General features: G+C 53.9%; 12 protein-coding genes and 1 pseudogene. 10 read left to right on the forward strand and 3 right to left on the reverse strand.

Features of this window, described 5'->3' with window-relative positions; translation table 11 throughout:
* Positions 1–378: DDE-type integrase/transposase/recombinase (locus GOW98_RS24175; protein ID WP_170336963.1), on the forward strand; the 378-nt coding region annotated here is incomplete at its 5' end.
* Positions 379–628: 250 nt separating this feature from the next.
* On the opposite strand, the gene GOW98_RS24180 is transcribed toward GOW98_RS24175, so the two are convergent.
* Positions 629–1,270: a TetR family transcriptional regulator C-terminal domain-containing protein gene (locus GOW98_RS24180; protein WP_170336965.1), complete on the reverse strand. Its 642-nt coding sequence runs from the start codon at positions 1,268–1,270 to the stop codon at positions 629–631.
* Positions 1,271–1,460: 190 nt separating this feature from the next.
* Between GOW98_RS24180 and GOW98_RS24185 the strand changes: the two genes are divergently transcribed.
* From GOW98_RS24185 to GOW98_RS24215, 7 genes are all read left to right on the forward strand, one after another.
* Positions 1,461–2,324 carry an ABC transporter permease gene (locus GOW98_RS24185; protein ID WP_170336968.1) on the forward strand — a complete coding sequence of 288 codons (864 nt, stop codon included), beginning with the start codon at positions 1,461–1,463 and terminating at the stop codon, positions 2,322–2,324.
* Positions 2,321–3,115 carry an ABC transporter permease gene (locus GOW98_RS24190; RefSeq protein ID WP_170336970.1) on the forward strand — a complete coding sequence of 265 codons (795 nt, stop codon included), beginning with the start codon at positions 2,321–2,323 and terminating at the stop codon, positions 3,113–3,115. The genes GOW98_RS24185 and GOW98_RS24190 overlap by 4 nt, the downstream gene beginning before the upstream one ends.
* Positions 3,116–3,135: 20 nt before the next feature.
* A complete protein-coding gene (locus GOW98_RS24195; protein WP_170336972.1) occupies positions 3,136–4,251 on the forward strand; it encodes an ABC transporter ATP-binding protein in 1,116 nt (371 codons plus the stop codon).
* Complete coding sequence (locus tag GOW98_RS24200; RefSeq protein WP_170336974.1) at positions 4,248–5,303, forward strand: extracellular solute-binding protein; 1,056 nt, start codon at positions 4,248–4,250, stop codon at positions 5,301–5,303. Before GOW98_RS24195 ends, GOW98_RS24200 begins: the two co-directional genes overlap by 4 nt.
* Positions 5,304–5,393: 90 nt before the next feature.
* Entirely contained in the window at positions 5,394–7,460 is a 2,067-nt protein-coding gene (locus tag GOW98_RS24205) for an FAD-dependent oxidoreductase (RefSeq protein ID WP_170336976.1), read from the forward strand.
* 8 nt (positions 7,461–7,468) lie between these two features.
* A complete protein-coding gene (locus GOW98_RS24210; protein WP_170336978.1) occupies positions 7,469–8,668 on the forward strand; it encodes an aromatic ring-hydroxylating oxygenase subunit alpha in 1,200 nt (399 codons plus the stop codon).
* A gap of 25 nt (positions 8,669–8,693) precedes the next feature.
* A complete protein-coding gene (locus tag GOW98_RS24215) occupies positions 8,694–10,262 on the forward strand; it encodes a trimethylamine methyltransferase family protein (protein ID WP_170336981.1) in 1,569 nt (522 codons plus the stop codon).
* A 63-nt stretch (positions 10,263–10,325) separates the two neighbouring features.
* Here the strand turns inward: GOW98_RS24215 and GOW98_RS24220 are convergent, their stop codons facing one another.
* Positions 10,326–11,720 (reverse strand): aminotransferase, encoded by a 1,395-nt coding sequence (locus GOW98_RS24220; protein ID WP_170336983.1) that lies wholly within the window; start codon positions 11,718–11,720, stop codon positions 10,326–10,328.
* Positions 11,721–11,909: 189 nt separating this feature from the next.
* Here GOW98_RS24220 and GOW98_RS24225 point away from each other — a divergent pair, with 189 nt between their 5' ends.
* The gene (locus GOW98_RS24225) at positions 11,910–12,494 is read left to right on the forward strand and encodes a TetR/AcrR family transcriptional regulator (RefSeq protein ID WP_254438164.1); all 585 of its coding nucleotides are present in this window, start codon (positions 11,910–11,912) and stop codon (positions 12,492–12,494) included.
* Between the two features lie 36 nt (positions 12,495–12,530).
* Here GOW98_RS24225 and GOW98_RS24230 read toward each other — a convergent pair whose 3' ends face one another.
* Positions 12,531–14,354: a BCCT family transporter gene (locus GOW98_RS24230; RefSeq protein ID WP_170336987.1), complete on the reverse strand. Its 1,824-nt coding sequence runs from the start codon at positions 14,352–14,354 to the stop codon at positions 12,531–12,533.
* Between the two features lie 375 nt (positions 14,355–14,729).
* Here GOW98_RS24230 and GOW98_RS24235 point away from each other — a divergent pair.
* Positions 14,730–15,185, forward strand: a pseudogene (locus GOW98_RS24235) (IS6 family transposase); the annotation flags it as partial.

Here is a 15,185-nt window from a genome sequence, read left to right on the forward strand (position 1 = left end):
ATCGTCACCAAACGCCGAAACAAGCAGGCGGCATTGAAATTTCTCAAGAAATTGATGAAGCGGCACGGCAAAGCTGAAGAAGTAGTCACCGATCGCTTCGCTTCTTACAGGGCGGCATTCAGAGATTTGGGTGCACGCGAAATGCAAAGGGCGGGCAGGTGGCTCAATAACCGGGTTGAGAACTCACACCTTCCGTTCCGACGAAGAGAACGCGCGATGCAGCGATTCAGGCGTACGCAAAGTTTACAGAAACTCGCTTCCGTCCACTCCTCCGTTTACAACCACTTCAACCAGGAAAGATCACTGACCAGCAGAGACACATTCAAGCTGACGCGCACTGCCGCTCTTGCTGAGTGGCGCGAACTTGGCGCGGCATGAAGGACAGCTCTACTGGACTAGTTGGCCTAGTTCGATTTTGTCTCACAGCACCCTAACGATGTCATCGTACAAACGGAGTGAATGCCTGCTCTCAGAAATCCGCCGAGAACACCATTTCTGCCGAAGCATTTGGCGGTAGTGAGCCCAAAGCGGACGTTCATGTCGATAAATGCTAAGTGTGAAATTGATTTATTGGACCTTGATTGATGGCATGCATCGAGTTTGATGCAAAAACAACTCTTCGAAAATTCTAATCAAATAACAAGGCGCCGCTCAGGTCAAAATGCTCAGGGAACATTGCACGCAGAAAACGAAAAACAATTCTAATTGCCTCGGTGCGGTCAAATGAATCGGGGTGGAGTAGGTAATCGGTCCACATGCCTTCCAGCATTGCGAGTGTACCGTGCGTAGCATCCCTGGCAACTTGATTAGGGTGTTCGGTTCCAGCTTCTTTCGCAATTCGAGCGAATGCGTTGAAAACCAGATTACGAAGTTTAGCATCGCGGGTATCTGAAAACGCAGCGATTGCCGCTCTGTTTCGGGACTCGCCACGAAACGCGTACCAAATGGAAACGTTTTTCTTATTGAGAATGGCTTCACTCAAGTCGCCCCGAACAATCATCTCAATATGTTCCTGTCCGGATTGCCCGGTCGTTTCCAACAGGTCGTAAATGCCATTGTAGTATTGTTCGGATGAGTAGCGGGCGGCTTCGTCAACCAAGTTGTCTTTGCCGCCAAAATGAAGGTGAATCATGCCGCGGGACAGCTCGGCGCGTTGAATGATTTCGCTTACTGAGGTCTCGGAAATCCCTTGTTCTGCAACCGAGTCGAGTACTGCCTCGATCAGGGAAAGGCGATTTCGTTCGCGTATTTCTTGTCGTTTTCCAGTCATTGGATTGGGCGGCTCTGTTTGTTTTCAGTCTCTTGCGGTGTCTTCTAATGGCCAGTGTGAAATTGGCCATCCCCAGTTGCGAAATTATCAGTTGACACAGCTAGTCCAAAAATTCCAGATTTAAATGGACGATTGTCCATTTTGTGATCGACATTGTCGTGCCACCGAAAACGAAGCTCAGCAGGGAAGCATGGCCGGAGTACTACGAAGTGAAACGGGCAAGGGCCTAGCACTGAGCGCGCCGGCGACGCTCTATGTCGGGCTGTTGGTTGCGGTGCCTCTTTGTATTCTTGTCGCCTATAGCTTTTGGACCCAGACATATGTCGAGATTGATCGCACGCTGACTTGGGCGAATTACCAAGAGGCGTTTACTGACCCCTTGGTTCGGCACCTGATGATTAGGTCAATTGCAATTGCAGGGGCGGTGACACTGGCAACGGTCTGTCTGGCATACCCGATCGCCTACTTCATCGCATTTCGGACACAAAAAAAGACCCTCTGGTTATTGTTGATCACTATCCCTTTTTGGAGCAGCTACCTACTGCGAGTGTTTAGCTGGAAGCTGATCCTTGGTTTCAACGGGGTCATGAACTCGGCATTGATTTCGTTGGGCCTGATACAGGAGCCGCTGACATTCCTGCTATACAACGAGTTCGCCGTTGTTCTTACACTTGCCCATGCCTGGGCACCGTTTGCAATCCTGCCGATTTATGTATCCCTACAAAAAATCGATCGCAGCCTGCTAGAGGCCGCGACCGACCTCGGCTGCAGCAAGCTTGAAAGATTTGTCCGCGTGACATTGCCTCTGACTGTGCCGGGGATCATCGCGGCCTGCCTTATTATATTTATCCCTACCGTGGGTGATTACGTCACTCCGGCTCTGGTCGGTGGATCGCAGGGCAAAATGGTAGCCAATTTGATCCAGGTGCAGTTTGGCGCGGCCAATAATTGGCCGTTGGGTGCAACCCTATCTCTGCTTGCGATGCTTTCGGTCGGTTGCGTTGCAATCCTCTTCGTAGTGGTTGCCACTGCACTGGGGCGGAGGATCAGATGACCAAGGCTATTCGTATCCCGTGGTTGCTTGTCTATGCGATCGCCTACCTGGTGTTTCTGTACCTGCCGGTTCTGCTTTTGCCGTTGTTTTCGTTCAATGACGGTACCATCGTGGCCTTCCCGTTAAAGGGGTTCACGTTGAAATGGTATGCGCAGTTGGGGCAGCAAGACACGCTGTTGCAGGCGATGGTGAACTCATTGATCGTTGGCAGCGTGGCTGCTCTTATGGCGACGTCATTGGGTCTTTTCGCGGCACGCGCGTATGTTCGGTATCGCTTCAAAGGGCGTGAGATGTCCGAAGGTCTGGTCATGCTTCCGCTGGTCATTCCCGGGATCATCGTCGCAAGCTCGATGCTGGTTCTATTCATCAGCATCGGGCTGAAACCATCGCTGACAACTGTAATCCTTGGGCATGTGTTTGTGGCGCTGCCATTCGCCGTGTCGATCATGAAATCCGCCTTTGACGATTTCGACCAATCGCTGGAAGAGGCCGCCTTTGATCTCGGCGAAAGTGTCATTGGGACCTTTCGGCGCGTCACTCTGCCTATTGTTGCGCCCGGCATCATCGCCAGCCTGCTGGTGACGTTCACAGTGTCGTTTGATGAATTTGTTCTGGCCTTCTTCCTGTCCGGAAACAGCCCGACACTGCCAGTCTATATCTGGAGTCAAATCCGCTTCCCGGCAAAGCTACCCAATACCTTGGCGCTTGGGTCTCTGCTTTTGCTCTCGTCGGTCATGCTGCTGCTGATAGCAGAGTATTTTCGCCGCCGCTCGACCAAGTCCTCGGATTGAGGCCAAAGGAAAAGAACAAGATGAGCGAACAGAACATCATCGAAATCAAGGGTGTCGAGAAGCGCTTTGGAGGTTTTGTTGCCGTGGCCGATCTGAACCTGACCTTGAAAGAGGGTGAGTTCTTTTCGCTGCTTGGACCTTCGGGCTGCGGAAAGACAACGGCTTTGCGCATCATCGCAGGATTTCAGGACCACGAAGAAGGCGAGATCCGGATTGATGGCCGCACAATGGGCGAGGTGCCCGCCAACAAGAGACCCACCAACATGGTGTTCCAAAGCTATGCGATCTTTCCGCACTTGAATGTCGGCGACAATGTCGGGTTCGGTTTGCGCAAGACAAAGCTCTCGCGGAATGAAATCAAGGAGCGAGTTGCCGAGGCGCTTGAGATGGTAGAACTCGGCGGCTTGCAGGACCGCAAAGCCGATGAGTTATCTGGCGGTCAGCGGCAACGCGTGGCGCTGGCCCGTGCGCTGGTCATGCGTCCGAAGGTGCTGTTGCTGGACGAGCCTCTGTCCGCGCTGGACAAGAACCTGCGCGAAGCGATGCAACTGGAAATGCGCCGCTTGCAGCAAAAGCTTGGCATTACCTTCGTCATGGTGACGCATGACCAGTACGAAGCGATGACCATGTCTGACCGGATCGGAGTCATGTTTGCGGGGCGGCTCAAGCAGGTCGACAAACCCGAGGTCTTGTATTCACAACCCTGCAACCGGGAAGTGGCCTCTTTCATCGGCGGGATGAACTTTCTGGATGCCGAGGTAACGTCAGAGAACCCTGAAGCGCTGGAAGTCAACGTTCAGGGCTTTGGGCAGATGACAATTGGGGTGAACCCCAACGTTCAGGCGCATGACAAGGATCTGTTGGTCGGCGTTCGTCCCGAGCAGCTGGAGATCAGAGCAGAAAAGCCGGAGGGGTATGACGCCTATGTTCAGGGCGAGGTGTCAGACGTCGCCTTCTATGGCGAGAGCGTCCACTATTACGTCCGCATCAAGGGGCTGGCTGACAGCATCGCCGTCGCAGTGCCGAACTACTTTCACACAGTCGATCACAGCCGGGGCGATACCGTCTGGCTTGGCGTTCAAAGCGCCTCGGTGATCGATTTGGGCAAACGTGAATCTTTGGGAGGAGACAAATGAATAAAGCAGCATCACTTACGGCAGCTGTAGTTGCCACCTTCGCAGCGAACCAAGCTCTGGCCAATGCGGCTGATCTGACCGTCTTTGATTGGTCCGGCTACGAGGATCAGGGGTTTTACGGTGACTATGTCGAAAAGTACGGCGGCGCACCCAGCTACACCTACTTCGGCAGCGTCGAAGAGGCGTTCACCAAGCTTCAATCCGGGTTCGAAGCCGATCTCGCTCATCCTTGCACGGATGCCCTCAGAAAGTGGGTCGCGGCGGATTTGATAAAGCCCATCGACACCAGCAAGCTGGAAAACTGGGACAAGCTGATGCCCAAGATCAAAGAGGTCGATGGCATTACGATCGACGGGCAGACCTATATGGTGCCATTTGAATGGGGTAACACCGGCCTGATCTATCGCACCGATATGGTTTCGGCGGATGATGTTTCGCTGCAACTGTTGGCCGATCCCACCTATCAGGGCAAGGTTGCCATTCCGGACGCCGCATCCAGCGCATTTGCCATGGCCGCTCTGGCAACCGGTGCCTCCAGCTATACCGATATGAGCGACGAGGAATTCCAGAAAGCTGCGGATTACCTGCGCTCAATTCATCCCAATGTACGTTTCTACTGGTCCGATGCGGGTCAACTGGATCAGGCGATTGCCAGCGGTGAAGTGACGTTGGGTTGGGGGTGGAACCAATCGGAACTAAATCTGATCTGGAACGAGACCCCGGCCGTTATGATGCGCGATGTGGACAAGGGCATCGCCACTTGGGTTTGCGGCTATGTACATCTGAAATCCGCCAAGCAGTCGGATGAGCAGGTCTATGACATGCTGAACGCGCTCAGCTCTGCCGCCAGCGGTAAGTACATTATCGAAAACTGGGGTTATGCCCATTCTAATGCGGATGCGTTTGCGCAAGCTGATCCGGAATTGATTGAGACTTACGGGTTCTCGGACGTGGACAGCTTTTTTGACGGCAGCCTGTTCTTTGACGCGGTCAATCCTGAGATTGAAGCGAAGATGTTGAAGGAGTTCGAGCGCATCAAAGCGGGATTCTAAAACACTCATGACACAGCCGGGAGTGGCAGAGCGCAATAACCTCACCACTCCCACAGAACTATTTCCAATTTCTCTGGAGGAAGCGCGGCTATGTCAGGCGCTGACCAATACTCTGTTCTCTTCGAACCGGTTCAAATCGGGCCAGTAATGGCCAAAAACCGGTTCTATCAAGTGCCCCACTGCAATGGTTTGGGGCATCTACGGCCACAGGCCGAAGCCGCGATGCGGGCAATGAAGGCCGAGGGCGGCTGGGCCGTGGTGTCTACACAGGAGGCCGAGATTCATCCAACTTCGGACCTATCTCCCTATTCTGAGAATCGGATTTGGGATGAGCGGGATATTCCTGCACTGCGTCTTATTACAAACGCGGTCAAAGACAAGGGATCGCTTGCGGCAATCCAGCTGGCGCATAATGGTCATCACGCCCAGAACCACCTAAGCCGTGCGCCCTTGCTGGCCCCGTCGGAAATTGCCCTAGAGACCGCCTATCCCAAGCAGGCTCGGGCAATGGACAAGTCAGACATTCGTGAGTTTCGCAAGTGGCATCGCGCGGCCGCGCGTCGCTCGCGCGAGGCAGGCTTTGACATCGTGTACATATATGCGGGTCATCACATGACCTTGCCGCACCATTTTCTATTGCCGCAATTCAATGATCGATCCGACGAATATGGCGGTTCATTAGAGAACCGGGTGCGCCTGACCCGAGAGCTTCTGGAAGAAACAAAAGAAGAAGTCGGGGAGGATTGCGCTGTTGCCTTGCGGTTCGCGGTCGATGAAATGCTTGGGGCTGACGGAATGCAGGCGCAGGAAGAAGGTCGCGCCGTGGTCGAGCTGCTGTCCGAATTGCCGGACCTTTGGGATGTCAACGTCGCGGATTGGAGCAACGACTCGGCAACGACCCGATTTGAGCCCCGCGACGGCTTTCAATCCTCTTATGTCGAGTTCGTCAAACAGGTCACATCCAAGCCAGTTGTGGGCGTCGGGCGGCTGACTTCTCCGGATTTAATGGTGTCTTTGGTCAAGAAGGGCATCCTTGATTTCATCGGCGCGGCACGACCATCCATTGCCGATCCGTTTCTGCCTAACAAAATCAAGGAAGGTCGCATCGAAGAAGTTCGCGAATGCATCGGTTGCAACATCTGCGTTTCATCGGACTCTCTGGGTGTTCCGATCCGTTGCACGCAAAATCCGACGATGGGTGAAGAATGGCGGCGGAAATGGCATCCTGAAATTATTGAAAGCCGGGGAAAGGAGGACACCGCGCTTGTTGTCGGCAGCGGGCCGGCCGGGCTTGAATGTGCCATGCAATTGGCGCGTCGGGGCTACGAAGTAACCCTGGCCGAAGCCAAATTAGAACTGGGCGGCCGTGTGTTGCAGGAATCCGGTCTGGCCGGGCTGTCCGCCTGGAAACGCGTGGCAGATCACAGGATCTACGACCTGCAACAACGCGGAAATGCTCAGTTGTTCACGGACAGCCGTTTGACCGCGCAAGAAGTCGTTGAGCTGGAAACTCCGAACGTCTTTCTGGCCACTGGGGCAACATGGCGGCGAGATGGTCGCGGGAAATCCGCGTTTCGCGGGGTGTCAATGGATTCAGCCTCTCTGGTTTTTACTCCGGACGACATCATGTCTGGGGTGGTGCCTGAGGGCGGCCGGATTATGGTCTATGATGATGACCAGGGTTATCTCGGCGGGGTGTTGGCGGACCATTTGGCTCAGGCCGGGCAAGAGGTAATCTTTGTATCTCCAGCCTCGATGGTTTCGCCATTTACCGAACTGACGTTAGAACAGACCAAAGTGCAACGCAGCCTTTTGGAAAAGGGCGTTCGGTTGGCCCTGTCCCAAGCCCTGTCCAGTGTCGCGCCCAATCAGGCGATTTTACGATGCGTCTACACCGGACGAGAGCAAACCTTTGAATGCGACTCTGTCGTCTTGGTGACACAGCGCGCGCGCGAGACCACGCTTTACGATGAGCTTCGTGGGTTGGCCGATAGTCCGCTGACCAAGCTGGAACTGATCGGTGATGCCGCAAACCCCGGTTTGATTGCTGACGCTGTATATGCTGGTCACATGGCTGCCCGGAATTTAGAACGCGACGCAGGTGATATCGAACGTGAATTTTTCCGTCGGGAAATCGTTTCCCTTGAAAATGTATGAGGTGCGTTATGCCAAAAGATGATTTGCAAGTAATGCGCGACTTGATGGAAGCGCAGCGGGAAGGGTTCGCCTTGCCGCGGCATTTCTATACGTCTCAGGTGGTTTACGACAACGATATCAGCATGTTCTGGAGCCGAAATTGGATATGGGTCGGTCACGTTAGCCAAGTCGCTGAACCGGGGGACTACTTCCTGTTCGACTACGGGACTGAGTCTGTGATCGTCGTTAGGGATCGCGATGGTGAGGTGCGCGCGCATCTGAACGTTTGCCGCCACCGGGGATCGCGCGTGTGCACTGAACGAAAAGGTAAGGCCCGCAGTTTCATCTGCCCCTATCACGCGTGGACTTTTGACCTTAACGGCAAACTTCGAAACGGGCGGTCAATGGGGCCGGATTTTGATCCAGGCCAGTACGGGTTGTTTCCGGTTCAGGTAAAGATCTTTCAGGGCCTTATTTTCGTCTGCGCGGCTGAAACCGCCCCGCCGCTGGACGCTGCTTTGGAGCAGTTGGCCCCGCTATCAAAGCCGTTCGACTTTGAAAACCTGAAGATCGCCCATGAGGCCTCGTATCCGGTTCCGGCAAATTGGAAGCTGGCGCTGGAAAACTATCTGGAATGCTATCACTGCGCGCCGTCTCATCAGGATTATTCGCGCAGCCATTCGTTGAAAGACCCCGCACAGGTTCTGGAGTTCAGCGGGGCACTGCATGACCGGATGAAAGACGCTGGAGTTCCCCTTGATGAGCTTGACCTGACCGGACAAAACGCAGTCGCGTCGGGTGCAGATGTCTATTGGCGACGCTACCCGCTGTTCCCCAGCTACATGACGGGCAGCAAGGATGGCGCTCCCTTGGCACCGCGTTTGGGAGAACTGAAAACCCACGATGGGGGAGCCACCGATCTGGGGATCGGAACACTCAACTACTTCCTCGTCTATGCAGATCACGTGGTCGGATATCGGTTTGTACCACGCGCACTACAAGAAACGGATATTCAGATCGTTTGGTATGTGCGTGGCGACGCGGAAGAGGGTCGTGACTATGACAAGGAAGCTCTGACATGGCTCTGGCATGTGACGTCGCTGGATGACGAGCGGATCATCCGTCACAATCAAGAAGGCGTGAACTCCCACCGTTTCGAACCGGGGCCGCTGTCCGAGATGGAATGGAGCATTCCCGGCTTCTATCGCAATTACTTCAGTATGATCTGACACGCTTGGTATTCGGAGAACGACAATGACAGAATTAACGCAGCGCAGATCACGACGGCGCGGAGGCGGGCGTGAGGCGCGGGCAGCGGTGCGAACCAGCAACGCCGCCTCGCAGGCAATTTGGCCAGGCATCTCGGGCGGTAGATACAAGCCGCTTTCAGACGCAGATATGGCGCGCATTCACGAAGCCGCGCTCAGCATTTTGGAGCGCACTGGGGTCGGGGACCCAACACAGGAAGCCCTTGATCTCGTGTTGCCCAAAGGGGCCACAGTGAACGAACATGGCAGGCTGTGCTTTCCTCGTGCCTTGATGGAAGACCTGTTGGCCAAGGCAGCCAGTGAATTCTATGTACACGCACGCGGGTCGCGGGCCGGCAAGGACGACATGCATTGCACCAAGGACAAGGTGTATTACGCGAACTCCGGAACGGCGGTGACCACGTTTGACGCGGAGACGCGTAGTTACCGGCCATCAACGCTCAAGGACATCTACGATTTCACACGTTTGGTCGATCGGCTCGACAACATTCACATGACTGGCGACACGGTTCTGGCGACGGATGTACCGCAGGACTACGAGCATGACATGAGTATGCTCTACGCCATTCTGGCGGGAAGTGAAAAGCCGTCATGCCTGACATTCCGTACACGCGAACATATTCAGGACGCGATCCATATGTTCGATTTGGCATCGGGCGGCGAGGGCAAGTTCCTTGAGAAACCCTCGGTCATTTTTGGCGGCTGCCCCATCGTTTCCCCGCTAAGGTTCGGGCGGGAAAACCTGGAAATCCTGATTGATACCGCGAAGATGGGCCTTGTGTGTGACCTTGCCGTTCCTCCACAGGCCGGGGCTACATCACCTGCGCCATTGGCCGGAACCTTGGCTCAAGCCGTGGCCGAGACCTTGTCATGTGTCGCAATCGCAAACCTGATTAACCCAGGCACCCCAGTCGTCTTCGCGGCTTGGCCTTTCATCACCGATCTGCGCACCGGGTCATTTACGGGTGGGAGCGGTGAGCAGGCGTTGATCTCGGCGGCGGCCATCCAGATGGGCAACTTCTACAACCTGCCAACCAGCGTCGGATGTGGAATGACGGATTCCAAAATCCCCGATGCGCAATATGGGCTGGAAAAAGCGCTTACCTTCGCACTAGCGGCCCATGCTGGTGCAAACCGGTTGTGCGAGTTTGGCGGGATGCTCGGCAGCTTGATGGGCTGCAGCTTTGAATCGATGGTCATCGACAACGAGGCAGCGGGCATGATCTCTCGAACACTGCGCGGGATCGAGGTGAGTGACGACACCCTTTCGGTCGACGTCATCCATGAATGCGCAATAGATCCAGGTCATTTCCTTGGTAATGCGCAGACCTTGCAATACATGGAGACCGAATATGTCTATCCAACCTTGATGGATCGGGAACTTACCGACACTTGGGAGAAGGCAGGCCGTCAGGATATGTTCGAGCGGAGTAGGTCGGTTGTGAACGATATCCTATCCAATCACTACCCGAACTACTTTGGCAACAAGGCTGATGAAGAGGTTCGATCCAAGTTTCCGATCAAGTTGCCGCCTGAAGTAATGCGGGCTGAGTGAGCGTAGAAGGTCGCGGCAGGGGCCCGCCACTTGCAAGGTTTCGAGGCCGCCCCGAAGCCATTCCTAAGTTCTCAACGAACTCTGGCGCGTCAGGTCCTCGGTCGCCAGCCGGATGCCTTTTTCAAGGATGTCGAACATCTGGTTCAACTCGTCTTCTGAAATGATCAACGGCGGAGAAAACACACACATATTGATGATTGGCCGCAGGATCAGTCCGTTCTCCTGACAATGATGATCAATCAATGCGCCAACTGATTTATCAAGATCCAGCAGGTTATCGGCCTTGGCGTCCGCAACACACTCAACGCAGCCAACCAGCCCCATACCGCGGGCATCACCGACAAGCGGCAATTCGGCTAGGGCCTGAAGGCGTTCTGCGAACAGCGGCGTGATCGCGCGGACATGCTCAAGAACGCCGTCACGCTCCATGATTTCGATAGTCTTCAAACCGGCCGCCGCGCTTACTGGGTGGCCCGAATAGGTGAAGCCATTTGAAAAGGTAGCGTCCTGGGCATCTTGGCCGCTTGTTTCTGCAATCAGCCGATCAGAAATGATGCAGGCCCCCATCGGCACGTACCCGGAAGTCATTCCCTTAGCGCAGGTGATGATATCCGGCTGAATCCCAAAGACGTCTTCGGACGCAAACCAGTGCCCAAGCCGTCCGAACCCAGTCACAACCTCGTCCGAGATATACAGGACATCGTACTTTCGGCAGATTTCCAGACAGCGCAGATGATATCCCGGTGGAGGTACGATGACTCCTCCAGAGCACAAAATCGGTTCAGCGATGAAAGCTGCGACGTTGTCTGCTCCGGTCTGCAGGATCATGCCTTCCAGATCGGCGACTTTCTCGTTTAGGAAGTCATTGATCGTCTGGCCGGGGCGACGTGTATACGGGTTCACGTTCGGCAGGAAACGCGTCAGGTGCGAGGCTTGGTCCAACCATCCTTTGTCACGCTCTTTTCCCGATACAGAGGCCGCCAGGTAGGTCGATCCGTGATAGGCTTTCTGCCGCGATATCACGATTTTCTTTTCAGGCTTACCCAATAGGTTGTTGCGGAACTGCACAAACCGCAGAGCGGAATCCACGGCCGTTGAGCCACCGGTTGTAAAAAACACGTGGTTCAGGTCGCCCGGCGTTCTCTTGGCGATCTCATGCGCCAACCGGGCCGGAGCTGAGTTGGCATTGTTGAAGGGCGAAAAATACGCCATCTCTTTCGCCTGCTGGGCCATAGCATCGGCAATTTCGGTGTTTCCATAGCCCAATTGTACGCACCACATGCCGGCAGGCCCGTCTATCAGGCGCTTTCCGTCCTCTGTGACGACGTGAACGCCCAGACCGCTTTCTGCAAAGGTACGTTCGTTTTGGCCCAGGTATGACATCCCCTCCCACGGGTGCAGGAAATGTTCGTTGTCCCAGTCACGTATGGATTGAAAGCTTGAGTTCAACAGGGTCATGTGGCACCTAAATGAAACATTAATCACAAAATGAACAATCATTCATTCCGTGTCAATCCTTGAACTTTCGCGCCGCTGGGTGCGAGAAGACTAAGAACGAAAACCTCAGAAGAGGATGAAGAGATTACTGCCGAGCCTGATATCCCAACCAACGCCCGAGATCTTAGCAAGTTGCAGAACCGAAGGCAGTTGATCCAAGCGGCTGCGGACGCCATCCATAAGTTCGGAATCCGGGGAACTACTTCGGCAAGAATCCAGGAATTGTCTGGATTGTCGCGGGGTATGGTGAACTTGCATTTCGGCTCTAAGGAAAAACTACTTCTAGCCGTGGCAGAGGAGTTGTCGGCACGCTATGCAGGGCAGTGGAAGGCAATCGCCGACAATCCCGAGTTGGATGCTGCTGAAAAACTAATCTCAATCATAAAAGCGGATTTCGATCCTTACGTCCTTAATGCGCAGGACGTCGCGATCTGGTTTTCGTTTCGGGCAGAAGCGCTTTCGAATCCGCACATATTTCCTTTCATCGACTCACGAGACAAAGGTTTCAAAGCGGTGATCCTAGAGCTGTTGGAGCAAATAAAGAGCGAAGGTGAATATGAGAGAGTCGACGCCAAGATCGCGACAGACGCATTGATTGCTCTGCTGGAAGGGCTCTGGACTGACTACCATCTGCACTCAGATATCTTCAAACCCGCGGAGGCTTTGAAGATCTGCCTGTTTGTATTGCACTCGATGTTTCCCAAACACTTCATCGTCAAGATGATACCTAGTTGAACTTAACTGATTGGATTGGGCACTAACATCCAGTTGTCACGAACTCGTCGGCGTGTCCGATTGCGCCTCATGATTCAGTCGACGCAGGTCGTTTATCATTGCTTTGGCCAGCGATACGCACATGAGCAGCAACACAAAGCTGAAAGGCAGCGCACCGATGATCATCGAATTGGTCAGAGCTTCTAATCCGCCGCCACCCGCAATCAGCAATGTTCCAATAACAAGCGTCAGCAGAACGCCCCAGAGGATACGGTGAATCAAGCCTGTTTTTTCAGCCCCACCAGACATGATCGTGTTCATAACAAGGATACCAGAGTCGGCCGACGTAACGAGGAATGTCATGGTCAACACCACGCACATGAAACTAATGGCAGTGAGAAATTCGCCTGATATCATTTCGCCCAATGTGACAAATAATGTTGCTGTTGTTGATGCGGCAAGGATTGACCCGTTAGCGTCCCCATTCAATTCCAAGTCGATAGCGGCACCTCCTAAAATGGCCATCCAGGCAAAGCAAACCAGGGACGGAGCAATAACCGCACCCACTATAAACTCGCGCACGGTGCGCCCCTTGGAAATGCGCGCAAGGAACAAACCGACAAAGGGTGAAAACGCGATCCACCAAGCCCAATAGAAGGTTGTCCAACCGGCCTGCCATTCAAACAATCGCCCTTTCGTGCCCGCTTCATAGGCTGCTGCCTTAGTTGCATCCGAGAGATTGGCAGCATTATTCCTCAACGCTTCAAAAAAGGTCGCTTTCGTTCCCCAGGCATCTGTTGCGCCGTCGAATAACTCTCCGACGAAGGGGACTGCCTCAGCAGGCAGTACAGTGGCAAACTCAGATTCCGATAGCGGGCGAAAAGCCTGAAAGCTCAATGGGATGAAGTTCTTGATATAGTCGACCAAGGCCGCGGCATAGGTCGTCGCTGCAAAAGCAAACGAGCCATAGACAATGAACACCGCCAGCAAAACCAACGACAAGACAAGATTGATATTTGACAGGTATTTGACACCGCGCCCGACGCCTGAGACAGCAGAAAGTGTCGACATCATCATAACCACTGCCAGTGCGGTGATCAGTCCGGCGGTTGAAGGTTTCATTGTGGTCGCCGCACTTTCAACAAGCCAGTTCGCGCCGGTAATCAGAAACGCGCCATCGACCAGTTGAGAAACGCCATAGCCGATCGTCACAGCTACGCCGAGTATCGTTGCCACCACGCCGAGTATATCTATCACATGACCTGCTACACCGTTGGAGTACTCTCCAAGCAACGGGGTAAGAGCAGTTCGAATTGTCAGCGGCATGCCCCGCGTATAAGCGTAGTAGGCAAGACTTAGACCAGTAACCACGTATATTGCCCAGGCGTGAAATCCGGTGTGCAAGAACGTATAGCGATACGCTCCTTTGATCGCTTCCTTGCTCTTTGAGGAGACTTCTCCGGAAACAGTCAGAGGGTTGGTTTCCCAAAGACCAAGCGGTTCAGCGGTCGCATAGACCATAAGGCCCACGCCCAGACCGGCACCGAACATCATAGAAAACCACGAGAAATTCGAGAATTCGGGCTTTTCACTGTCTGAACCTAGCCGCATTCGCCCGGTTGAGGGAATAAGCGCGACAAGAAAAAGGAAGAAAACAAACAGTGCGACCGAAAGGTTATAGAAGGAGTTGAATTCGGCCAACAACCCCGATTTCCATGATCGTAACGTATCGTTTGCGGTTAACGGCCATACCAGTGCCCAAAGAACCAGCAGCGAAACCGAGAACTTGCTAACCAGCGCAATCGGCAGGCTATATCCTTTGTAGAACCCTGTCCGCTGCGTTTCTATTTTGAGGTCTGTGAAGGGGTCCTCAAGCGCCATATTCTCCCGGTCTCACATAGGTTGACTGCTTCGCACGTAGCGCCGCCGGTTGTTAGCATTCGCGAGAAGGTTTGCGATGCTATTAACATCCAAAGAATAGGCCTGAACTGCAATGTTTTTTCACCGCACTTACTGTGTCCCGCCCTGAAGAACCAAAAATGGTCTTGTCGGAATAACGCGTCTTGAGAAGGGGAAAGGCCTTTCCTAGCCGCTAAAGGTCTTGTCAGAAGAACTTGGGTTGAGGCGGGTAGGGTGCTCTCGTAGCCTTCGCTCATGATTAAATAGTCGCCATTCAAGTACTTCAAGACTAGTCCAGAGGGTACTGTCAGACAAAACAAGTTTGAGGCGGGCAGGGGGTTGGTCTAGCGTCCCATCATGGAAAAGAAATCCCCGTTTCGATACTTCAAGACCAGTCCCGCGATCATTCGTTTGGCGGTGATGCTTTATGTTCGGTTCCCACTATCGCTTCGAAACGTGGAAGATCTGTTGCATGAGCGCGGCATTGAAGTGAGCCACTAGACAGTACGTTTCTGGTGGAACTGTTTCGGTCCGATTTTCGCGTCAGAGATCAAAAAAAGACGCATTGCCGGCATGGAGTCGAGCCAGTGGCGCTGGCATCTGGACGAGATGTTCGTGAAGATTAATGGTGAACGGCACTACTTGTGGCGGGCTGCCGACCACGAGGGTGAAGTCCTTGAAAGCTATGTCACAAAGACGCGGGGCAAGAAAGCGGCCCTGAAATTCTTAAGAAAAGCAATGAGAAAGCACGATCGCCTGGAAGTGACCGTGACCGACAGGCTCCGTTCATATGGTGCCGCATTGCGAGAGCTG

This window comes from Ruegeria arenilitoris, from assembly GCF_013032445.1.
GTDB classification, from domain to species: Bacteria; Pseudomonadota; Alphaproteobacteria; order Rhodobacterales; family Rhodobacteraceae; genus Ruegeria; species Ruegeria arenilitoris_F.

Bases quoted from the DNA above. Each gene is read 5' to 3' on its own strand.
- GOW98_RS24180 (WP_170336965.1), bottom strand. From the start codon at position 1,270: ATGACTGGAAAACGACAAGAAATACGCGAACGAAATCGCCTTTCCCTG.
- GOW98_RS24185 (WP_170336968.1), top strand. From the start codon at position 1,461: ATGGCCGGAGTACTACGAAGTGAAACGGGCAAGGGCCTAGCACTGAGC.
- GOW98_RS24190 (WP_170336970.1), top strand. From the start codon at position 2,321: ATGACCAAGGCTATTCGTATCCCGTGGTTGCTTGTCTATGCGATCGCC.
- GOW98_RS24195 (WP_170336972.1), top strand. From the start codon at position 3,136: ATGAGCGAACAGAACATCATCGAAATCAAGGGTGTCGAGAAGCGCTTT.
- GOW98_RS24200 (WP_170336974.1), top strand. From the start codon at position 4,248: ATGAATAAAGCAGCATCACTTACGGCAGCTGTAGTTGCCACCTTCGCA.
- GOW98_RS24205 (WP_170336976.1), top strand. From the start codon at position 5,394: ATGTCAGGCGCTGACCAATACTCTGTTCTCTTCGAACCGGTTCAAATC.
- GOW98_RS24210 (WP_170336978.1), top strand. From the start codon at position 7,469: ATGCCAAAAGATGATTTGCAAGTAATGCGCGACTTGATGGAAGCGCAG.
- GOW98_RS24215 (WP_170336981.1), top strand. From the start codon at position 8,694: ATGACAGAATTAACGCAGCGCAGATCACGACGGCGCGGAGGCGGGCGT.
- GOW98_RS24220 (WP_170336983.1), bottom strand. From the start codon at position 11,720: ATGACCCTGTTGAACTCAAGCTTTCAATCCATACGTGACTGGGACAAC.
- GOW98_RS24230 (WP_170336987.1), bottom strand. From the start codon at position 14,354: ATGGCGCTTGAGGACCCCTTCACAGACCTCAAAATAGAAACGCAGCGG.